The sequence below is a fragment of the Pseudomonas sp. MIS38 genome, from assembly GCF_019891575.1.
In the GTDB taxonomy this organism is placed as follows: Bacteria; Pseudomonadota; Gammaproteobacteria; order Pseudomonadales; family Pseudomonadaceae; genus Aquipseudomonas; species Aquipseudomonas putida_A.
Genome location: NZ_JAFLXF010000001.1, coordinates 711,644 through 732,096, shown reverse-complemented (window position 1 = coordinate 732,096; position 20,453 = coordinate 711,644). Strand labels below are relative to the sequence as shown.

Annotated in this window: 19 protein-coding genes; 8 read left to right on the top strand and 11 right to left on the bottom strand. The window is 60.7% G+C overall.

Going from position 1 to position 20,453, the window contains the following annotated elements; all coding sequences use genetic code 11:
- Positions 1-7 precede the first annotated feature (7 nt).
- From J1G18_RS03265 to J1G18_RS03250, 4 genes are all read left to right on the top strand, one after another.
- A complete protein-coding gene (locus tag J1G18_RS03265; protein ID WP_003177151.1) occupies positions 8-172 on the top strand; it encodes a DUF1328 domain-containing protein in 165 nt (54 codons plus the stop codon).
- Positions 173-174: 2 nt separating this feature from the next.
- The gene (locus J1G18_RS03260) at positions 175-639 is read left to right on the top strand and encodes an inhibitor of vertebrate lysozyme family protein (protein ID WP_096797612.1); all 465 of its coding nucleotides are present in this window, start codon (positions 175-177) and stop codon (positions 637-639) included.
- Between the two features lie 702 nt (positions 640-1,341).
- Positions 1,342-2,673: a glutamate/aspartate:proton symporter GltP gene (gene gltP / locus J1G18_RS03255; RefSeq protein ID WP_096797613.1), complete on the top strand. Its 1,332-nt coding sequence runs from the start codon at positions 1,342-1,344 to the stop codon at positions 2,671-2,673.
- 197 nt (positions 2,674-2,870) lie between these two features.
- Positions 2,871-4,100: a nucleoside recognition domain-containing protein gene (locus J1G18_RS03250; protein WP_025112290.1), complete on the top strand. Its 1,230-nt coding sequence runs from the start codon at positions 2,871-2,873 to the stop codon at positions 4,098-4,100.
- A 121-nt stretch (positions 4,101-4,221) separates the two neighbouring features.
- Here the strand turns inward: J1G18_RS03250 and J1G18_RS03245 are convergent, their stop codons facing one another.
- The 9 genes from J1G18_RS03245 to J1G18_RS03205 form a co-directional block, all read right to left on the bottom strand.
- Positions 4,222-4,848, bottom strand: coding sequence for an ABC-type transport auxiliary lipoprotein family protein (locus J1G18_RS03245; RefSeq protein WP_223007083.1), 627 nt, complete (start codon positions 4,846-4,848; stop codon positions 4,222-4,224).
- Positions 4,845-5,783 carry an MlaD family protein gene (locus tag J1G18_RS03240; RefSeq protein WP_223007082.1) on the bottom strand — a complete coding sequence of 313 codons (939 nt, stop codon included), beginning with the start codon at positions 5,781-5,783 and terminating at the stop codon, positions 4,845-4,847. The genes J1G18_RS03245 and J1G18_RS03240 overlap by 4 nt, the downstream gene beginning before the upstream one ends.
- A gap of 1 nt (position 5,784) precedes the next feature.
- Positions 5,785-6,588, bottom strand: coding sequence for an ABC transporter ATP-binding protein (locus tag J1G18_RS03235; protein ID WP_041073657.1), 804 nt, complete (start codon positions 6,586-6,588; stop codon positions 5,785-5,787).
- Complete coding sequence (locus J1G18_RS03230; RefSeq protein ID WP_098966456.1) at positions 6,585-7,733, bottom strand: ABC transporter permease; 1,149 nt, start codon at positions 7,731-7,733, stop codon at positions 6,585-6,587. Before J1G18_RS03230 ends, J1G18_RS03235 begins: the two co-directional genes overlap by 4 nt.
- Before the next feature lie 54 nt (positions 7,734-7,787).
- Complete coding sequence (locus J1G18_RS03225; protein ID WP_027610255.1) at positions 7,788-8,816, bottom strand: DUF5924 family protein; 1,029 nt, start codon at positions 8,814-8,816, stop codon at positions 7,788-7,790.
- 191 nt (positions 8,817-9,007) lie between these two features.
- A complete protein-coding gene (locus tag J1G18_RS03220; RefSeq protein WP_223007081.1) occupies positions 9,008-10,396 on the bottom strand; it encodes a M16 family metallopeptidase in 1,389 nt (462 codons plus the stop codon).
- Positions 10,397-10,562: 166 nt separating this feature from the next.
- Positions 10,563-12,221, bottom strand: a complete 1,659-nt coding sequence (locus tag J1G18_RS03215; RefSeq protein WP_096797619.1) for a Na/Pi cotransporter family protein — start codon at positions 12,219-12,221, stop codon at positions 10,563-10,565.
- 441 nt (positions 12,222-12,662) lie between these two features.
- Complete coding sequence (locus tag J1G18_RS03210; RefSeq protein ID WP_027610258.1) at positions 12,663-13,430, bottom strand: TerC family protein; 768 nt, start codon at positions 13,428-13,430, stop codon at positions 12,663-12,665.
- A 70-nt stretch (positions 13,431-13,500) separates the two neighbouring features.
- A complete protein-coding gene (locus J1G18_RS03205) occupies positions 13,501-14,808 on the bottom strand; it encodes a CitMHS family transporter (protein ID WP_007954069.1) in 1,308 nt (435 codons plus the stop codon).
- A gap of 323 nt (positions 14,809-15,131) precedes the next feature.
- Between J1G18_RS03205 and J1G18_RS03200 the strand changes: the two genes are divergently transcribed.
- Positions 15,132-15,533 (top strand): GFA family protein, encoded by a 402-nt coding sequence (locus tag J1G18_RS03200; protein WP_223007080.1) that lies wholly within the window; start codon positions 15,132-15,134, stop codon positions 15,531-15,533.
- On the opposite strand, the gene J1G18_RS03195 is transcribed toward J1G18_RS03200, so the two are convergent.
- Positions 15,534-15,860, bottom strand: coding sequence for a DOPA 4,5-dioxygenase family protein (locus J1G18_RS03195; RefSeq protein WP_098966448.1), 327 nt, complete (start codon positions 15,858-15,860; stop codon positions 15,534-15,536).
- Between the two features lie 83 nt (positions 15,861-15,943).
- Here J1G18_RS03195 and J1G18_RS03190 point away from each other — a divergent pair, with 83 nt between their 5' ends.
- Positions 15,944-16,609, top strand: a complete 666-nt coding sequence (locus J1G18_RS03190) for an NAD(P)-dependent oxidoreductase (RefSeq protein ID WP_223007079.1) — start codon at positions 15,944-15,946, stop codon at positions 16,607-16,609.
- 83 nt (positions 16,610-16,692) lie between these two features.
- Here the strand turns inward: J1G18_RS03190 and J1G18_RS03185 are convergent, their stop codons facing one another.
- Positions 16,693-17,643, bottom strand: coding sequence for a choline sulfate utilization transcriptional regulator (locus J1G18_RS03185; RefSeq protein WP_223007078.1), 951 nt, complete (start codon positions 17,641-17,643; stop codon positions 16,693-16,695).
- A gap of 114 nt (positions 17,644-17,757) precedes the next feature.
- Here J1G18_RS03185 and betC point away from each other — a divergent pair, with 114 nt between their 5' ends.
- Together betC and choX are read left to right on the top strand one after the other, a co-directional pair.
- Complete coding sequence (gene betC, locus J1G18_RS03180; RefSeq protein WP_223007077.1) at positions 17,758-19,272, top strand: choline-sulfatase; 1,515 nt, start codon at positions 17,758-17,760, stop codon at positions 19,270-19,272.
- Between the two features lie 15 nt (positions 19,273-19,287).
- On the top strand, positions 19,288-20,208 hold the full coding sequence (choX, locus tag J1G18_RS03175) for a choline ABC transporter substrate-binding protein (protein ID WP_223007076.1): 921 nt from the start codon (positions 19,288-19,290) through the stop codon (positions 20,206-20,208).
- Positions 20,209-20,453: the final 245 nt, after the last annotated feature.

Sequence of the window (20,453 nt, the reverse complement as noted above, 5' to 3'; positions counted from 1 at the left end):
AATCACCATGTTGAGCTGGGCAATTACATTCTTGATCATTGCCATCATCGCCGCCGTACTGGGCTTCGGTGGTATCGCGGGCACCGCCACGGGTATCGCCAAGATTCTCTTTGTCGTGTTCCTGGTGATGTTCATCGCTTCCTTCTTCTTTGGCCGTCGCGGCCGAGGTTAACGATGATTGCTTTGAAGACACTGGCAGCCGCCCTGCTTATGGGCGGCAGTGCCATGGCGATGGCGGCCAATGATGGCCAGGCGCGGGTCAACGAGCTGCTCAGCTCCGACCCGCAATACCGCGAAACCTGGCAAGGCGTTGTGAAGCACGAAGAACGCCTGCCGGAATGGGTGATGAACCTGTCCGGCACGCCAGACCAGCAGATGAATGCCGTGACTGAAGACGGCGACAAGTACCTGGTCGGCCCGCTCTGCGAATCCGCAGACAAGTGCCTCAACCACCGCTTGATCGTGGCTTTCAGCTTCGACAAGAAAGACGCGTACGCCATGCTCGTCGATGTTCCCGAAGGACTGCCGGCCGACAAGTCGCCAACGCGACATGCCACCTACCGCTTCCTCGGCAAACCGGATGAGGGTATGCAGAACCTGTTGATGGAAACGCTGAAGAAAGACCCGAAGTGGTATTGATTCGAACATGAGGGCAGCGCCCCGCTGCCCTTTATTGCGCCTACCCGAGGAAGGCCGGCGCATGACCAAGGGGCCGGGACGTTCTGACTGTTGCAGGGTCGGAGTGACCTACGGGTACAGGGAGTGCCTGCGCGAGGGCCGGGTCAGGGTAAAAGCTGCGACGCAGGTTCGCCGACCCTCAGTGGTTCGACGGACTTGCGCTGAGCTTTATCCGATGCAAAAACATTGATCCAGAGCGTCCTGCTCATCTTTTTATGCCTCACACTGCGCGCGAAAACATTACGCGGTGTTTCCTGGCGACCGTATATCGAGAAAGAGTCCCTTTAAACAGTGGGACATCTAGTCTGCAAACGTAGGCTTTTTCTTAAGATTTCCGTCGAAATTTCTCGTTTAAAAAATAACCAATCTACGCTGCAATGGCCGGTTCACGGCACTTATGCCGGCTGAAATGTCGTAATCGAACCGGTTGGGACGCCAGTTTCAATTAAAAAAGCTCATGCCGATTCGGCATAGGGTAGGCGTTTACGGCATTAGACGGCGCAACCTTGCATCGGAATAGTTGCGCCTTTTTTCGCCTGCCGAAGAGCCGTAAATACGCGCTTCGGGGCACCTTATACGGAGGCAGATGCACAGACTTTTCCGCTGACAGAGCGTTCCAGTTCCTGCATGTGCCTGAGTCAAACGCAAGTAAGGGTAAAGATAATGAAGAAGGCAAAACTCAGCCTCGCCTGGCAGATCCTCATCGGTCTGGTTTTAGGGATTGCAATTGGTGCGTTGCTCAACCACTTCAGTGCCGAAAAAGCCTGGTGGATCAGCAACGTCCTGCAACCGGCAGGCGATATCTTTATCCGTCTGATCAAGATGATCGTGATCCCGATCGTCATCTCCTCCCTGATCGTCGGCATCGCCGGCGTGGGCGACGCCAAGAAACTCGGGCGTATCGGTCTGAAGACCATCATCTACTTCGAAATCGTCACCACCATCGCGATCATCGTCGGCCTGCTGCTGGCCAACCTGTTCCACCCGGGCGCCGGCATCGACATGAGCACCCTGGGCACGGTGGATATCTCCAAGTACCAGGCGACCGCCGCCGAAGTGCAGCATGAACACGCGTTCATCGAGACCATCCTCAACCTGATCCCGTCGAACATCTTCGCGGCCATGGCCCGCGGCGAAATGCTGCCGATCATCTTCTTCTCCGTGCTGTTCGGTCTCGGTCTGTCGAGCCTGCAGTCGGACCTGCGCGAGCCGCTGGTGAAGATGTTCCAGGGCGTCTCGGAAAGCATGTTCAAAGTCACCCACATGATCATGAACTACGCGCCGATCGGCGTGTTCGCCCTGATCGCGGTGACCGTGGCCAACTTCGGTTTCGCCTCGCTGCTGCCGCTGGCCAAACTGGTGATCCTGGTTTACGTCGCCATCGCCTTCTTCGCCTTCGTGGTGCTGGGCCTGATCGCCAAGCTGTTCGGCTTCTCGGTGATCAAGCTGATGCGCATCTTCAAGGATGAGCTGGTCCTGGCTTACTCCACCGCCTCTTCGGAAACCGTGCTGCCACGGGTGATCGAGAAGATGGAAGCCTACGGCGCACCGAAAGCCATTTGCAGCTTCGTGGTACCGACCGGCTATTCGTTCAACCTCGACGGTTCGACCCTGTACCAGTCGATCGCCGCGATCTTCATTGCCCAGCTGTACGGCATCGATCTGTCGATCAGCCAGCAATTGCTGCTGGTGCTGACCCTGATGGTCACCTCCAAAGGCATCGCCGGCGTACCGGGCGTGTCCTTCGTGGTGCTGCTGGCGACGCTGGGCAGTGTCGGCATCCCGCTGGAAGGCCTGGCGTTCATCGCCGGTGTCGACCGCATCATGGACATGGCGCGTACCGCACTGAACGTGATCGGCAACGCCCTGGCAGTGCTGGTTATCGCGCGTTGGGAAGGCATGTACGACGACGCCAAAGGCGAGCGCTACTGGAACTCCCTGCCGCACTGGCGCAGCAAGGAAAAACTGCCGGCTGGCGAAATTTCCAAGAACTGACGCTCAACCTGTAGGAGTGAGCCTGCTCGCGATGAGGGCCGTATATTCAACATCTCTGTTGTTTGATACACCGCAATCGCGAGCAGGCTCACTCCTACATTGGACCGAGTAGGCCAGACAAACCCCGGAGAAATCCGGGGTTTGTCGTTTCTGGCGACCCCGCTATCATTCGCCGCATCTTCCGGGGGATTTGACTGATGCTTAATGGCCTGTGGCTTGGCTTCTTCGTCGTGGCAGCAATATCTGCGCTGGTGCAGTGGCTGGTCGGTGGCAACGCCGGGATTTTCGCGGCGATGGTGGAAAGCATTTTCGCCATGGCCAAACTCTCGGTCGAGGTCATGGTGCTGCTGTTCGGCACGCTGACCCTGTGGCTGGGCTTTCTGCGCATCGCCGAGAAGGCCGGGATCGTCGAGTGGCTGGCCAAGGTGCTCGGGCCGCTGTTCCTGCGGCTGATGCCGGAAGTCCCGGCCGGTCATCCGGCACTCGGTCTGATTACCCTGAACTTCGCCGCCAATGGTCTGGGCCTGGACAACGCCGCCACGCCGATCGGCCTCAAGGCCATGAAGGCGCTGCAAGAGCTCAACCCCAGCGCGACCATCGCCAGCAACGCGCAGATCCTGTTCCTGGTGCTCAACGCCTCGTCGCTGACCCTGTTGCCGGTGACAATCTTCATGTATCGCGCCCAGCAAGGCGCACCAGACCCGACTCTGGTGTTTCTGCCGATTCTGCTGGCGACCAGTTGCTCGACCATCGTCGGCTTCCTTTCGGTGGCATTCATGCAGCGCCTGCGTATCTGGGACCCGGTGGTGCTGGCCTATCTGATTCCCGGCGCACTGATCCTCGGCGGCTTCATGGCGCTGCTGGCGACGATGTCGGCCACGGCACTGGCCGGGCTGTCGTCGATCCTTGGCAACCTGACGCTGTTCGGCCTGATCATGCTGTTCCTGGTGATCGGCGCGTTACGCAAGGTCAAGGTTTACGAAGCGTTCGTCGAGGGCGCGAAGGAGGGCTTCGACGTCGCCAAGAACCTGCTGCCGTATCTGGTGGCGATGCTCTGCGCGATTGGCGTGCTGCGTGCCTCGGGCGCGCTGGACTTTGGTCTGGATGGCATTCGGCATCTGGTGCAGTGGGCCGGGTGGGATACGCGTTTTGTCGATGCGTTGCCGACGGCGATGGTCAAACCGTTTTCCGGCAGCGCCGCACGGGCGATGCTGATCGAGACCATGAAGACCTCCGGCGTCGACAGCTTCCCGTCACTGGTGGCGGCGACGATTCAGGGCAGTACCGAGACCACGTTCTATGTGCTGGCAGTGTATTTCGGTGCGGTGGGGATTCAGCGCGCAAGGCACGCCGTTGGATGCGCGCTGCTGGCTGAATTGGCCGGCGTACTCGGCGCCATCGGCGTCTGCTACTGGTTCTTCGGTTAACCACGAATCCCCATTGTGGGAGCGGGCTTGCTCGCGAAAGCGGCGGGTCAGTCGACCTGTATATTGACTGACACACCGCCTTCGCGAGCAAGCCCACTCCCACAGGGGTTATGTATAAGGTTTAAGGTCTGGGTTGTTGGGTGAATTGCTGGCCTTGCTGAACAGCCCAAGCGACAACCTTGGCCGTCAGCCGATCACTGGCCTGTCCAAACCCCGCCACCACCGCTGGCACCTGCACATCGTTCAACGGCTGACGCTCTTCGAAGCGGCGGCTGGCGAGGATCTTCTGGTCATAGCCGCGCACCAGCAGCGCATCGACGCGCACCACGACGCTGGCCTGATTGCCCTGATACTCAGTCTGAAACGCCTGCAAGCTGCCGCCCAGTTCCAGATCCGCAGCGAAGTTGCTGTCATCGGTGCTGAGCAGCGTCACCCGACCATCCCGGGCAAAACCATCCAGCAGCCGATTACGCACCAGCACCGGCGCCGGATCGCTCCAGCGCGAAGCCTTGTAGCTGCTGATCACGTCACCCTGGGGAATCACCGCGATGTTCGGCCGGTTCAGCGCTTCGCTGGCCTGCAACTTGTTCAGGCGCAGCGACCAATGCTGGGTCGCCACTGAACTGGCCGAGGCAGGCGCTTGCGGGGCAGGCAGGCGATAGACGTCCGAAGGTTCGGCCTTGGGCAGGATCGAGCAGGCACTGGTCAAAGCGAGGCTGGCGAGGAGAGCAAAGTGAATCAGCTTCATGGGGTGAATTCCTTGTTCTTGTCACTGCCCAGCAAGTAGCCGCTGGGGTTGGCCTCCAGGCGTTGGGAAATGCTGCGCAGCGAGGTCAGGGTTTCGCGCAGTTCGCGAATCGCCGGCGCCAGACCATTGAGGCCCTGCAGGCCGTTGTCGAGGGAGTTCTGGTTCTTGCTCAGCAGGCCGTTGATGGTGGCGCTGCTCTGTTCCAGCGACTTCATCGCCTGCTCGGCACTGCCGAGCGCCTGCTTGCCCTGATCGTTGAGCAGGCCGTTGGCGTTGCGCATCAGCGCCGAAGTTTGCTCAAGCATGCTGCCGGCCTGCTTGCCGACGCTCGCCAGTTGCTGCATGGCCTGACGCAGGTCGCCGCGCTGATCGTTGATCGAACCGGTGGTCTGCTCCAGATGCGCCAGAGTGTTGCTGACGCGCTCGACGTTCTCCGGGGAGAACATCTGGTTAGCGTTGCTCAGCAGCGCGGTGATGCCGGTCATCAGGTCGTTGCTGTCGTTGAGCAGGCGGGAAATGGGCGAGGGCGCCGCGACGATGGTTGGCAGCTCGCCGTCATGCCCACGTAGCTTCGGACTTTCTGGAGTGCCGCCGCTGAGCTGGATGATCGAAGTCCCGGTAATCCCGGCCAGTGCCAATTTGGCCTGGGTGTCTTCCTTGACCGGGGTGTCACCGCCCAGACGAATCCGCGCCAGCACCCGACGTGGGTCTTTCGGGTCGAGACGCAGGTTGACCACGTCACCGACCTTGATCCCGCTGTACTGCACCGGGCTGCCCTTGGACAGGCCGCTGACCGCCTCGTTGAACACTACTTCGTAATCCTTGAACTCGCTGTCGACGCTGGACTTGGCCAGCCACAGGCCGAAGAGCAGGGCGCCTGCCACGACAATCACTGAGAACAGGCCGATCAACACATGATGGGCTCGGGTTTCCATGTCAGACCTCGTTGAGCAATTTGGCGGCGTCCAGCGCCGAGCGGCCACGCGGGCCGTGGAAGTATTCGTGAATCCACGCGTCGTCGGTTTCCGAAACCACATCGATAGGGCCGGCCACCAGCACTTTCTTCTGCGCCAGCACCGCCACACGGTCGGTGATGGTGTAGAGCGTGTCGAGGTCGTGGGTCACCAGAAACACGCTCAGGCCCAGCGCATCGCGCAGGGTCAGGATCAGTTGATCGAACTGCGCCGCGCCAATCGGATCGAGGCCGGCGGTGGGTTCGTCGAGAAACAGGATGTCCGGATCCAGCGCAAGGGCCCGCGCCAGCGCAGCGCGCTTGATCATCCCGCCGGACAGCGACGCCGGGTATTTGTCCGCCGCCGACAGCGGCAGCCCGGCCAGCGCCAGCTTCACCGCCGCCAGATGCTCGGCGTCGTTGCGGCTCAGGCCGGCGTGTTCGATCAGCGGCAGGGCGACGTTTTCGGTCACCGTCAGCGAGGAGAACAGCGCGCCTTTCTGGAACAACACACCAAAGCGCCGCTCGACCAGCGAACGCTCATGCTCGGACAGGCTCGGCAGGTTTTGCCCGAACACCTTCACGTTGCCTTCGCTGGGCCGACGCAGACCGACAATGCTGCGCAACAGCACCGATTTACCGCTGCCGGAGCCGCCGACCACGGCGAGGATTTCGCCCTTGTACAAATCCAGATCGAGATTCTCGTGCACGCTCTGGCTGCCAAAGCGATTGCACAGGCCACGGACTTCGATCACCGCCTCCGAGGGCGCGCGGGGTAGACGACTCACCAGCCCATCTCCATGAAGAACAGCGCAGCCACCGCATCGAGCACGATCACCACGAAAATCGACTGCACCACGGCTGACGTGGTGTGCGCACCGACCGATTCGGCGCTGCCGCTGACCTTGAAGCCTTCCAGGCAACCGATCGTGGCGATCAGGAAGGCAAAGATCGGCGCTTTCACCAGGCCGACCAGAAAGTGCTGAATGCCGATGTCGCTCTGCAGCAGCGAGAGAAACATCGCCGGCGAAATCCCCAGCGACACCGCGCACACCACCCCACCGCCGATGATCCCGCAGAGCATCGCCAGAAACGTCAGCATCGGCAGCGCCACCAGCATCGCCAGCACGCGCGGCACCACCAGCAGCTCCATCGGGTCGAGGCCGAGGGTGCGGATCGCGTCGATCTCCTCGTTGGCCTTCATCGAACCGATCTGCGCGGTGAACGCGCTGGCGGTGCGCCCGGCCATCAGGATCGCCGTGAGCAACACGCCGAACTCACGCAGGAAAGAGAAGCCCACCAGGTCCACGGTGAATATCGTCGCGCCGAAACTGGCGAGCACCGTGGCGCCGAGAAACGCCACCACCGCACCGACCAGAAAGGTCAGCAGCGCCACGATCGGCGCGGCGTCGAGACCGGTCTGTTCGATGTGTGCTACGACGGGGGTGATGCGCCAACGCTTGGGGCGCAGCAGATTGCGGGCGATGGTTTCGAGGATCAGGCCAATGAAACCCAGCACTTGCAGGGTGTCCTGCCAGACCGTTTCCACCGCGCGCCCGATGCGGGTCAGCAGTTGCACGCTGACACTGACTTCCGGCTCTTTGACCGGCACACAGAAATCAGTCAGCGAGCGATACACAGTCTGCAGCAGCGCGCGGTCAGCCTGGGAAATCGTGCAGTCGGGGTGTTCGGCGGATTTGCCCAGACGCTCGGAACCGAGCAGTTCCACCAGCAACGAAGCGCCCGCAGTGTCGAGCGCACCGAGGCTGTTGAGGTCGACCACGGTATTGGCGTCGTACTGGCCGGTCAGTTTTTCGGTCAGGTGCTTGAGGTCGGCGTAATGGGCAAGCGTCCAGTCCCCGGAAACCCGCAGGCGGGCAGGGCTGATTGACGTGTCCAGTTGGGCATTACCGCTCATTGAGCTGCTGATCATAAGCTCCGTGCTTGTCCGGCTATTAAGCGAACTAACGTAATAGCACGAACCGAATTACTTTTCTTTGATCGCTGTGCTGTCTGTCACTTCGAAACGCAGCACGCCGATCACCTGACCGTCCTCGGTCAGCACCCGCACCTGCCACTTGCCCGCCGGGTTGCCGGGAAAGTTCTGCTTGTGCGTCCACGCCCGGTAGCCTTCCTTGCGCCCGCCGTGGATATCGAGGGCGATGCGGTCGACCTCTTTGCCGTCGAACTGCCACACATGGTAGATCCGCTCATCCAGCCCGCGCGGCGCGTTGATTGCGGTGTAGGCGTAGAGACCGCCGTTGCGGATCTGCTCGGCGCTGACCTGTTCGAGGCTGTCGCCCGGGGTGCGATCCTGCAACTGGGTGCTGATCGCCACGTCGGTCATCCACAGCGTCGCCGGCGGCACCCACGAGCGCAGGGTCCAGCCGACCGCGCCGATGCCGAAGGTGATGCACAGAATGGCCAACGCGTTGCGCACGGTGCGGATCGGGAAGATCGACGCCAGGCTCGGGAATGACAACACCACCGCCGTGCCCAGTGCCCATTTGAAACTTTGCGCGGTGGTCAGGTGCATGATCACCGGCAGCGCGGTGAGCAGGGCGGCGAACAGGGTCAGGGTGTGCAACGCAAGAAATGCCCAACGCCGTGGCGCCAGCCATTTGTAATAGAGCGGATCGACAATCGAGATCAACGCGGCGATGCACAGCAGGCCGGTGAAGATCAGTTGGCCGCTGTTCCAGGTGGTGGTGATGAAGAAGAACGGCAGGACGAAAAACAGGCTTTCCTGGTGGATCATCTGCGTCGCGTAACGCAGCAGCGGTTGGGGGATTTCCCGCTTGAAGATGCGCGTGAACAGGCCGGTCAGGGTGTTTTCCAGCATCAGCCAGATCCAGCTCAGCAGCATGATGACGGTGATCCAGCTCGCCAGCCCCTGCTGGCGATCAACCAGAATGAAACTGCCGACCCCGGAGATGAAACCGCCAAGCGCAATCACCCCGGGATAGCGCTTCATCAGCTCGAGAATGCGCTGGATCAGGAGGGGGATTTTCTGCATGTTGGCGGTTCACGACTGAGTAGGAAAAAACCTCGACAGAGTACCGTCCGCCGGGCGACGTGGCGAGGCTCCCGGTCAGTAAAATCACCACAGATCCCTGTGGGAGCGGGCTTGCTCGCGAAGGGGCCGTGTCAGTCGACATCATTGCTGAATGACACACCGCATTCGCGAGCAAGCCCGCTCCCACAGGTTCAGTGTTTGGCTGGCTTACGACGGTGCAACCGCCAGCCAATCAGCACCAGCAACACCACGCCCAGGCCACCGGCAATCAGCCACAACACTTGATCATCACTAAGCAACGGCTTCTCGATCCGCAGATACCCCGGTTGCAACAGCAACTCGCGCATGGCCTTGTTTGCCGTTTCCAGGGTCACGCCTTGCAGCTCGCGGGCCGGGTTGGCAAAGCGCCCGTCCTCGTAATCGCCCAGTGCGCTCCAGTAGTAATCCGCCATCGCACTGTTGCCCTGTACCGCCCAGGCCTGATGGGCGATGGCGGCTTGTTTGATCCGGGCGAAGGTGTCCGGGTCGAGGCCGTTTTTCAGCAGGTCGGCCTTGAGGTCTTCCAGCACCTGTTGGGCTTCGGCGAGGTCATCGCGATCCACGTCAGCGTTGAGGCTCATGAAGCCGACCCCGCCAAACACTTCACGCTCGGCCCATGGCCCGTAGGACAGGCCGTGATTCAGGCGAATCTGCCGGTACAGCGCCCAGTCGAGGTAGTCCTTGAGGATGTCGAAGGTCTCGTCGTACTGATCGTCGAGCATCGGCTCCGGCACCAGCCAGTGCAACTTGGCGCTGTCGCCGATGAAGCCGCGGGTGAGGTTGCGTTCATGGGCGGCGCTGGTGCGGATGTCCGGCAGCTCACGGTGCTCCGCCGGGTCCACCGCTTCAAGCGCGCCCCAGGTGCGTTCCAGATAGGCCGGCAGCAGTTTGTCGAGTTCACCGACGACGATCAGGGTCATGTTGTTCGGCGCGTACCAGGTCTTGCGCACCTTCTCCAGTTGCTTCTGGGTCAGGTGACCGACCTCGGCCCGCTGCGGGCATTTCAGGCCCAATTCCACCGCCAGTTGATTGCTCGCGGTGTGGCCCAGATCCTGGCGGTCGAGAAAGCGTTGCAGGCGCGTGTAATGGCCGCCGTCCTCGCGCTCGACCACACGTTTGGCAGCGTTGATCGCGTTGTCGTCGATGCGGGTCTGGGTCAAAAGGTCGAGCAACAGGTCGAGGACCTTGCGCTGATTCTTTGCCGGGGCTTCGATGACGAACGTGGTGTCGGCGTTGCTGGTGAACGCGTTCCACTCACCGCCCAGCGCCTGCATGCGCTCCTCGAGACCGCCTTCACCGGTGGCATCGACGCCGCTGAACAGCAGGTGCTCAAGCAGGTGCGGCAGCTCTTTTTCATCGCAGTCGAAATCGTCGAGACCGACGCCCACCACCAGACGAATCGCCACATGCCCGCGCTCGGTGCCGGGCTTGAGCAACAGCTGCAAACCGTTGGGCAGCGCATAGCCTTCGACCTGAAAGCGATCAACGGCGAAGGCGGGCAGGGAACCGAGCAACAGACAGGCGAACAACAGGCAACGCATAACAGGCTTCCATACGGCTGATTTGGAGATCCGTGTCGCTATTCAGGCCGGCATTCGCGAGCAAGCTCGCTCCCACAGGGGAATGCATTTCAAATGTGGGAGCGAGCTTGCTCGCGAAGGTCTTAAGGCTGAATCAATGTTACTGACTGACCCCAGCCCCAGACGTTCAAGGCGAATGCGTAATGTCGGCAATATCATCCGCTTCCAGCGCCCCGGTATCGGCCGTTTCCAGCACCACATAAGCACTGCTGCAAAACAGCGAATTCAAGCGCTTCATATCCGCAATCAGCTCCAGATGCAGCGAACTGGTTTCCAGACTCTGCACGATCTTACGTTGCAAACGGCTGACATGGGCATGGGCCAGACGCCGTTCCTGTGCGCGAAAGCGACGTTTCTCGCGCAACAGCTGACGGGCGCTTTCCTTGTCGCCGCTGAGGAACACTGACAGGCCCAGGCGCAGGTTGGCGATCAGTTGCTGATGCAGCCCGGCCAGATCCTCCAGGCCCTCTTCGGAAAAAGACCGACGCTGGGAGGTCTTCTGCTGCTGCACCTTGCGCAGCATGCGTTCGATCAGGTCGCTGGCCAGTTTCAGGTTGATCGCCAATTCGATGGTCTCTGCCCAGCGCCGACTGTCCTGTTCGCCGAGATCCTCGCGGGGCATTTGCGCCAGATACAGCTTGATCGCGCTGTACAGCGCTTCGACGTCATCGGTCAGTCGGCGCATTTCCTGGGTAATGGCGGTCTGCTTGCCGCGCAGCACATCGAGCATCGCGTCGAGCATGTTGTCGATCAGGTCGCCCATGCGCAGGGTCTCGCGGGCCGCGTTGGCCAGCGCCAGGCTCGGGGTGACCAGCGCCGTCGCATCGAGATGCCGCGGCTTGGCGGTGCCGTTGACCTCCGGGCGCTCCGGCAGCAGCCAGGCACACAGGCGTGCCATCGGCGAAACACTGGGCAGCAGGATCAGGCAGCGCGCGGTGTTGTAGAGCAAGTGGAAGCCGATGACCATTTCCTGCGGGCTGAAATCCAGGCCGTCCATCCAGTGCACCAGCGGATCGAGCACCGGGATGATCAGCAGCAGGCCGATCAACTTGTACAGCAGGCTGCCCAGCGCCACTTGCCGCCCGGCCGCGTTCTGCATGCTGGTGCTCATGAACGCCAGCACGCCGCTGCCGATGTTGGCGCCGATCACCAGACCGATCGCCACCGGCAGGCTGATCACGCTGGCACCGGCCAGCGTCGCGGTCAGCAGCACGGCGGCGAGGCTGGAATAGGAAATCATCGCGAACAACGCACCAACCAGGGCGTCGAGGAGGATGTCGCCGGTCAGCGAAGCAAAGATCACCTTCACCCCTTGGGCGTGGGTAATCGGTGCGGCGGCCTCCACGATCAGTTGCAGCGCGAGAATGATCAGCCCCAGACCGATGCTGACCCGGCCCATCTGCCCGAGCCGCGTCTGTTTGCGCGACAGAAAGAAAATCACCCCGAGGAAAATCAGCAGCGGCGACAGCCACGACAGGTCAAACGTCAGCACCCGCGCCATCAGCGCGGTACCGACGTCGGCGCCAAGCATGGTCGCCAGCGCCGGGGTCAGCGCCATCAAGCCCTGACCAACGAAGGAGGTGACGAGCATGGCCGTGGCGTTGCTGCTCTGCACCATCGCAGTCACGACGATGCCGGCGACGAACGCGAGCCAGCGTTTGGACATGTTCTGGCCGATCACATGGCGCAGATTGGTGCCGTACACCCGCAGGATGCCGGTTCGGACGATGTGCGTGCCCCAGATCAGCAGGGCCACGGCAGACAGCAAATTGAGCAGGGTGAGCATGCAGACCCCCTGTAGTTGCAGAGCCCCAAAGGGGCAAGTTGACGGTACCGCGCGGTTTCTACGTTTTTGATACTTAAGCTGTAGTTGGCTAACGGACTGGGCGCCAGCATTGCACAGCTAAAGTGCGGATTGAAACAAAAGTGTCATGAAAACAGGTTCATCCACCTCATCTGAAATCACCGCGGTCCCCTGTAGGAGTGAGCCTGCTCGCGATAGGGCGACCAGCTTCAACATCGTTGCTGACTGACGGACCGCTATCGCGAGCAGGCTCACTCCTACAGGTATTACCGCTGCCCCGGATTCTTCAGTAGCCCTAAACAACTGTGGGAGCGGGCTTGCTCGCGAAAGCGCTGGGTCAGCCAACATCATCGTCGACTGACACGCCGCCTTCGCGAGCACGCTCGCTCCCACAGGGGTGTTGCGTGATTCAGGACTACCGGGTTATTGCCCCGGAACATCCTTGCGCAGTTTCACCGGATCCTGCTGCTGTTTCTTCCGGGCCATCGCGCCGCGCAGTTTGATGTTGATCGCTTCCACCGCCAGCGAGAACGCCATGGCGAAGTAGACGTAGCCTTTCGGTACGTGCACGTCGAACGACTCGGCGATCAGTACGGTACCGACCACCAGCAGGAACGACAGCGCCAGCATCTTCAGCGACGGGTGCTTGTCGATGAACTCGCTGATCTTGCCCGAGGCCGCCATCATCACCAGCACGGCGACGACGATTGCCGCGACCATCACCGGCACATGGGAGACCATGCCGACGGCAGTGATCACCGAGTCCAGCGAGAACACGATGTCGATGATCGCAATCTGGATGATGGTGTAAAGGAAGTTGCCGCCCTTGCCCGAAGGCTCGTCGCCGCTTTCGTCTTCGCCTTCCAGCGCGTGGTACATCTCCTGCGAGCTCTTCCACAGCAGGAACAGGCCACCGAAGAACAGAATCAGGTCGCGCCCGGAAATGCCCTGGCCGAACACCACGAACAGGTCGGCGGTGAGTCGCATGACCCAGGTGATCGACAGCAGCAACAGGATCCGCGTGATCATCGCCAGGCCCAGGCCGAAAATCCGCGTGCGCTGCTGCATGTGCTTGGGCATGCGGCTGACCAGGATCGAAATCATGATGATGTTATCGATGCCCAGAACGATTTCCAGGGCGGTCAGGGTAAAGAAGGCAACCCAGATTTCGGGGTTGGTCAGCCAATCCATGTGTATTCCTTTGAGCGAGTGTTAAACCATGACGCCAGCAAGCAGCTGGCGTCATGGTGAGTGAATGCCGTTACAACGTGCTGAACAGCGGGAAAGTCCCCAGCAGCAAGGCGGCCACCAGTATGCACAGGCAGACCAGCACTGCCCACTTCAGGGTGAAACGTTGGTGATCACCGAACTCGATGCCGGCCAGCGCCACCAGCAGGTAGGTCGACGGTACCAGCGGGCTGAGCAAGTGGACGGGCTGACCGACGATCGAGGCACGGGCCATTTCCACCGCGGTGATGCCGTAATGGCTGGCCGCTTCGGAGAGCACCGGCAACACGCCGTAGTAGAACGCGTCGTTCGACATGAAGAATGTGAACGGCATGCTCACCAGCGCCGTGATCACCGCCAGGTACGGGCCGAGGAAGTCCGGAATCACTGCCAGCAGACTTTTCGACATGGCGTCGACCATGCCGGTTCCGGACAGGATACCGGTGAAGATACCCGCAGCAAAAATCAGACTGACCACCGACAGCACGCTGCCGGCATGGGCCGCAACGCGGTCCTTCTGCATTTGCAGGCATGGGTAGTTGACGATCATCGCAATGCTGAACGCCACCATGAACAGCACCGGCAGTGGCAGCAGGCCGGCGATCAGGGTGCACATCAGCGCCAGGGTCAACAGGCCGTTGAACCAGATCAGCTTCGGACGGCGGGCATCGGGGAACTGCGAGACGCTGATTTCGCTGTGATCGATCTCGTCGCCGATCAGGTGCAGCTCGCCCAGACGCGCACGCTCACGTTTGCCGTAGAAGTAGGCAATGATCAGGATCGCCACCACACCGGCAGCCATCGCCGGGATCATCGGCACGAAGATGTCCGACGGGTCGACATGCAGCGCACTGGCGGCACGGGCGGTTGGGCCGCCCCACGGGGTCATGTTCATCACGCCACCGGCGAGGATGATCAGACCGGCCATGATCCGCGGGCTCATGCCGATGCGGCTGTACAGCGGCAGCATGGCGGCCACGCAGATCATGTAAGTGGTCGCGCCGTCACCATCGAGGGAAACGACGAGCGCCAGCACGGCGGTACCGACCGAAACTTTCAACGGGTCGCCCTTGACCAGTTTGAGGATCTTGCGCACGGCCGGATCGAACAGGCCGGAGTCGATCATCAGGGCGAAGTACAGAATGGCGAACATCAGCATCACGCCGGTCGGCGCAAGCTTGGTAATGCCTTCGAGCATCATCGGGCCGATCTTCGGCGCGAAACCACCGAACAGGGCGAACAGGATCGGGATGATGATCAGGGCGATCAGCGCAGACAGGCGCTTGGTCATGATCAGGAACATGAACGTGATGACCATGGCGAAGCCAAGGAAAGTCAGCATGGGATTACTCCAGGCGTAGCGCGGCTAATTGAGTGAGCGGATCGGAAGGGATCAGCGCAGAACGGGAAGCACGAGACGTACGGGCGGAGTTTCAGCGAGAAGGCGGGCTACAGAGGACATCAGAATCACCATTGTTGTTGTTAATTGGGCCTGACATGCGAGCGATCACACGCGTTGGCCAACCGGTCTGTTGCCGGTAGTGGCGGCGATCCTAATCGGGCAACCTTTCAGCTACCTTTCGCTGACGAAAGCTTCAGGCGAATGGCCAACCGGCTGTCGGATGCGGCTAGAGTCGATCATTTCGGGGACGGGAGGGCAGGGACATGGAAGAAGTGCACAGCGGTGGCTGCCACTGCGGACACATCCGCTATCAGTTCAGCGGGCCGTTGCACGACATTGCCCACTGCCACTGCTCGATCTGCCGCAAAGTCAGCGGTGGGATTGTCACCACGTGGATTACCGTGGCGGCGGCCAGCTTCCAGTGGCTGAGCGGCACGCCATCGCGCTATGACTCGTCGGGCAGTTGCGCGCGATACTTCTGTCCGCATTGCGGCGCGCAACTGGCGCTGGTGACGCAGCTCAGCCTCGAAAGCATCGACGTGACCATCGCCTCACTGGATCACCCGGAGTTGGCACCAGCCTCGCGGCATATCTGGACGAACAGCCAATTGCCCTGGCTGCATCTGGACGAGCATCTGCCGGGCGAGCCCGAAGAAACCCTTTGATCAAAAAATAGACAGATCCAGCGGCCGCATCGCGCCCATCCAGATCGCGTGCTCGGTGTGATCGAGCAAATCATCGCCAGTGTCGGGGTGCAAAAACACCACCAGCCCCTTGCGATTGAGCGCCAGCCACGGCAACACCTCACCGATCAGCTCCGGGCCGAAAGCCAACTGGCAGCTCCAGTCTGGATGCGGGCCGACCGGGCGCTCATGGACGCGCCCCATCTTCAGAGGAAACAACTGCGCCGCCTGTTCACACAAAGCGCGCGCCTGATCAATTGAGTCAGCGTCGAAATAGACGTGGGCGTGATAGCCATTGATTGCGTGCATCTGAAAGCCTCTGAATCGGTTCGAACCCTCGGCGCAGGCTGCGTGTCACACGCCATACGAGGGACAACAAAAAGGAATCAGCCATGAAAAATGCCGAAACCCCGACGGTGAAAGTGGTGCTCTATGGTGCCATGGCCAGCCTGGGCGGTGCGTTGATGGCTGAATTGCTGCGACGGCAGCACGAAGTCATCGCGATTCTCGACGATTTGAACGTACTCGCACCACGTCCGGGCCTGCGCACCAAAAGCGGCGATCTGTTCGATGCCGAACGGGTCAACCAAAGCGTAGCCGGCAGCTCGGCAGTGATCTGTCTGTTGGACGCACCGGGTCTGCCGTTCAGCAGCGACCATGTGGAAAGGTCCGTGGTGCTCGGCCCGGTGGAACAGGTTTTGGCGGTCGATGCGTTGGTCGACGGTTTGCAAATGGCCAACGTGCCACGGCTGTTTCTGGTGGGTAATTTTGCCGTACTCGATGAGGTTGAGCTGGACGACGGGCTGCAACGCCACGCCGCCGAAGAAATCCGCGAAGCCCTGCAAAGCAGCCCGCTGCAGTGGACACTGGTGAATGCGCCGCACGGGGTGGCGGGGCTGACCATTGAGCATTTCAGTCAGGTGGGCGGCAATCTGGAGCCGGGGCTGGCGGAGCCGCTGGAACGGCTGAACCGGGTCGCGGTGGGGATTGCCGATGAGCTGCGGTTGAATCTGCATGTGGGGCAGCATGTGAATTTTGTCGCGACCTCAGGTACGTAAAAAGATCGCAGCCTTCGGCAGCTCCTACATTTGAAATGCGACTCCCCTGTAGGAGCTGCCGCAGGCTGCGATATTTTGCTGTTTTACACCGCAATCGAAGGCAGCGCCATTCCCGTCAGGGATTCGGCGCTGCTGGCCTGTTCTGCCATCAACCAGTCGACAAACTGCTGAATCAACGCGCCCCGGCGTTTGCGTTGCGGCAGCACCACGTAATAACCGAGGCGCGACAACGTGGTCTCGGCGATCGGCCGACACAGCAAGCCTTGGCTCAGCAAGTTATCCACAAGGTGGCGCCAGCCGATGGCCACACCCTGACCGCCAATCGCCGCTTGAATCAACAAGGTGTAATTGTCGAAACGCAATTGGCCCGGTGCTGGCGGGGTACTGATGCCCAGTTCGCGAAACAGCCCGCTCCAGTCAAACCAGTTGCTGCTGTTCTCCCCGCGCAAGTGCAGCAGCGGCAACTCCAGCAACGCCTGGGCAGGCAAGGGCAGGGCACGCTCCTTGAGCAATTGCGGACTGCACACCGGAAACACTTCCTCGCTGAACAGCCAATGGCTTTCGCCCTGCTTGAAACGCCCGTCGCCAAACAAGATCGCGACATCGATGTCGGTGCGCAGCATGTTGTGGCTGCGCTCGCTGGTGACCAGGCTGACATCGACGTTCGGATTGGCTTCGTGGAAGCGGTGCAGGCGTGGCATCAGCCAGTAAGCGGCAAAGGCGAAATCGGTGGCGACTTGCAATACCTCATGTTGCTGCTGCGTACTGATCGCGCTCAATCCTGCGTCGATATTCTGTAAACCGAGCTGAACCTGCTCGAACAGGATCGCGCCGCCCTCGGTCAGTTCAATACCGCGATAGATCCGGTCAAACAGTCGTACTCCCAGCTGTTCTTCCAGACGCTTGATCTGCTGGCTGATCGCTGGCTGCGTGGTGCCCAGCTCAACCGCCGCCGCAGTAAAACTGTGATGACGCGCCGCTGCTTCGAAGGCGCGCAACAGATCGAGGGACAGATTACCGAGGGCGTCATACATAAGCTGTGCTTATCCTAGTCATTGTCCGGCGCAGGCTTTACCGGACGGGGCATGGACTCCATGCTCGATCGCAGCAATGTCGCATAAATATTCACTATGGAATGCCGCGATCACATGAAGCGCAAGAACATTCTTTTCATCATGGCCGATCAAATGGCCGCGCCAATGTTGCCAATCTACGGCCCGTCGCCAATCAAACTGCCGAATCTTTCGCGCCTCGCCGCTCAGGGCGTGGTGTTCGATGCCGCTTACTGCAACAGTCCGCTGTGCGCGCCGTCGCGTTTCACTCTGGTCAGCGGCCAGTTACCGAGCAAGATCGGCGCCTACGACAACGCCGCCGATTTCCCTGCCGATATTCCGACCTACGCCCACTACCTGCGTCGCCTCGGTTACCGCACCGCGCTGTCGGGCAAGATGCATTTCTGCGGCCCGGATCAGTTGCACGGTTATGAAGAGCGCCTGACCAGCGACATCTACCCGGCCGACTACGGCTGGGCGGTGAACTGGGACGAGCCGGACGTACGCCCGAGCTGGTATCACAACATGTCGTCGGTGCTGCAGGCCGGGCCGTGCGTGCGCACCAACCAGCTCGACTTCGATGAAGAGGTGGTGTTCAAGGCCCAGCAATACCTGTTCGATCACATTCGCGAGGACGGCGATCAGCCGTTCTGCCTGACCGTTTCGATGACTCACCCACACGACCCGTACACCATTCCCAAGGCGTTCTGGGATTTGTACGACGACGGTGACATCCCGTTGCCGAGCACCCCGGATCAACATTCCCTCGATCCACACTCGCAGCGCCTGCTCAAGGTCTATGACCTGTGGGACAAGCCATTGCCTGTGGATAAGATTCGCGATGCGCGCCGTGCGTACTTCGGCGCGTGCAGCTATATCGACGCCAACGTCGGCAAACTTCTGCAAACCCTCGAAGATACAGGGCTGATCGATGACACCATCATCGTGTTCTCCGGCGACCACGGTGACATGCTGGGAGAGAAGGGCCTCTGGTACAAAATGCACTGGTTCGAGATGGCCGCGCGGGTACCGCTGTTGATCAGTGCGCCGGGGCAGTTCGCTGCCGGCCGGGTTAGCGCGGCAGTGTCCACCGCCGACCTGTTGCCGACCTTCGTTGAACTGGCCGGCGGCAGCCTGGAGCCGAACTTGCCGCTGGACGGCCGCTCGCTGCTGACGCACCTGCAAGGGCAGGGCGGGCATGACGAAGTATTCGGCGAGTACATGGCGGAAGGCACGGTCAGCCCGCTGATGATGATCCGTCGCGGCGCCTACAAATTTATCTACAGTGAAAGCGACCCGTGCCTACTCTTCGATGTAAACAACGATCCGCGTGAACTCGAAGAACTCAGCCAGTCGCCGCAACATCGCCAGCTGTTCGACGATTTTCTCGCCGAAGCGCGGGCCAAGTGGGACATCCCGGCGATTCACCGCGAGGTGCTCGCCAGCCAGCGCCGCCGGCGTTTTGTCGCCGATGCCCTGACCATCGGCAAGCTGAAGAGCTGGGATCACCAGCCGCTGGTGGACGCCAGTCAGCAGTACATGCGCAACCACATCGACCTCGACGATCTGGAACGCAAGGCCCGTTATCCACAACCCTGCCAAAACCAATAATGTAAGGGGAAGTCCATGCGCAAGTTATCCACAGCACTGACGATTAGCCTGCTGGCTCTGGGCAGTGCCTCGGCATTCGCCGAGCAAAGCTGCGAAACGGTGAAAATGGCCGACCCGGGCTGGAGCGACATCGCCGCGACCAACGCCATCACCGGGTTTCTGCTGGATGGCATGGGCTACAAGGCCAAGGTCGACACCCTCGCGGTGCCGATCACCTTCGGCGGTTTGAAGGACGGTCAGGTGGATGTGTTCCTCGGCAACTGGATGCCGGCGCAGCAGGGCTTCTATGACAAGTTCGTCGCCACCGGTGATGTCACGCAACTGGCGAAGAACCTCGACGGCACCGAATTCACCCTGGCCGTCCCGGATTATGTGTGGGACGCCGGTGTGCATGACTTTGCCGACCTGAACAAATACGCCGACAAGTTCGACAAGAAAATCTACGGCATCGGCTCCGGTGCGCCAGCGAACATCTCGCTGCAGGAAATCATCAAGAAGAACGACTTCGACCTCGGCCAGTGGAAGCTCATCGAATCCAGCGAACAGGCGATGCTCGCCGAAGTGTCGCGGGCAGTGAAGAAGCAGAAATTCGTCACCTTCCTCGGCTGGACCCCGCACCCGATGAACGTGCAGCTGAAGATGCATTACCTCAAGGGCGGCGAGAAGTATTTCGGCGACACCGGCAGCGTCTACACCCTGACGCGCAAAGGCTACGCCGAGGCCTGTCCGAATGTGGGCAAGTTGCTGACCAACCTGGCGTTCACCCAGGACATGGAGAACAGCATCATGGCTGAGGTGGTGAACAAGAAAGTCAGCAATGCCGATGCGGTGAAGGCATGGATCAAGGCCAATCCGGCGGTGCTGGACAAGTGGCTGGAGGGGGTGAAGACCGTGGATGGCAAGGATGCTTTGGCGGCTGTAAAGGCAAAGCTTTGACCATAGGGTGGCTTTGAATTTTGCTCGGCTTGAGATTTTTGCCCCCTCACCCCAGCCCTCTCCCCCAGAGGGGGCGAGGGGGAAGGGAGCCGATCTTTATGTTGTTCAGAACCTGAGTTCGACTGGATATCTCAGGTCGGCGTACTTCCCTCTTTCACCTCGATCAGTCCCCTCTCCCTCCGGGAGAGGGTTAGGGTGAGGGCCTTTACCCTGGCACCCTGATAACCTTGAACAAAACCCGCCCG

Coding starts and splice junctions, on each gene's coding strand:
- J1G18_RS03265 (WP_003177151.1), top strand. CDS start 8: ATGTTGAGCTGGGCAATTACATTCTTGATCATTGCCATCATCGCCGCC.
- J1G18_RS03260 (WP_096797612.1), top strand. CDS start 175: ATGATTGCTTTGAAGACACTGGCAGCCGCCCTGCTTATGGGCGGCAGT.
- gltP (WP_096797613.1), top strand. CDS start 1,342: ATGAAGAAGGCAAAACTCAGCCTCGCCTGGCAGATCCTCATCGGTCTG.
- J1G18_RS03250 (WP_025112290.1), top strand. CDS start 2,871: ATGCTTAATGGCCTGTGGCTTGGCTTCTTCGTCGTGGCAGCAATATCT.
- J1G18_RS03245 (WP_223007083.1), bottom strand. CDS start 4,848: ATGAAGCTGATTCACTTTGCTCTCCTCGCCAGCCTCGCTTTGACCAGT.
- J1G18_RS03240 (WP_223007082.1), bottom strand. CDS start 5,783: ATGGAAACCCGAGCCCATCATGTGTTGATCGGCCTGTTCTCAGTGATT.
- J1G18_RS03230 (WP_098966456.1), bottom strand. CDS start 7,733: ATGATCAGCAGCTCAATGAGCGGTAATGCCCAACTGGACACGTCAATC.
- J1G18_RS03225 (WP_027610255.1), bottom strand. CDS start 8,816: ATGCAGAAAATCCCCCTCCTGATCCAGCGCATTCTCGAGCTGATGAAG.
- J1G18_RS03220 (WP_223007081.1), bottom strand. CDS start 10,396: ATGCGTTGCCTGTTGTTCGCCTGTCTGTTGCTCGGTTCCCTGCCCGCC.
- J1G18_RS03215 (WP_096797619.1), bottom strand. CDS start 12,221: ATGCTCACCCTGCTCAATTTGCTGTCTGCCGTGGCCCTGCTGATCTGG.
- J1G18_RS03210 (WP_027610258.1), bottom strand. CDS start 13,430: ATGGATTGGCTGACCAACCCCGAAATCTGGGTTGCCTTCTTTACCCTG.
- J1G18_RS03205 (WP_007954069.1), bottom strand. CDS start 14,808: ATGCTGACTTTCCTTGGCTTCGCCATGGTCATCACGTTCATGTTCCTG.
- J1G18_RS03200 (WP_223007080.1), top strand. CDS start 15,132: ATGGAAGAAGTGCACAGCGGTGGCTGCCACTGCGGACACATCCGCTAT.
- J1G18_RS03195 (WP_098966448.1), bottom strand. CDS start 15,860: ATGCACGCAATCAATGGCTATCACGCCCACGTCTATTTCGACGCTGAC.
- J1G18_RS03190 (WP_223007079.1), top strand. CDS start 15,944: ATGAAAAATGCCGAAACCCCGACGGTGAAAGTGGTGCTCTATGGTGCC.
- J1G18_RS03185 (WP_223007078.1), bottom strand. CDS start 17,643: ATGTATGACGCCCTCGGTAATCTGTCCCTCGATCTGTTGCGCGCCTTC.
- betC (WP_223007077.1), top strand. CDS start 17,758: ATGAAGCGCAAGAACATTCTTTTCATCATGGCCGATCAAATGGCCGCG.
- choX (WP_223007076.1), top strand. CDS start 19,288: ATGCGCAAGTTATCCACAGCACTGACGATTAGCCTGCTGGCTCTGGGC.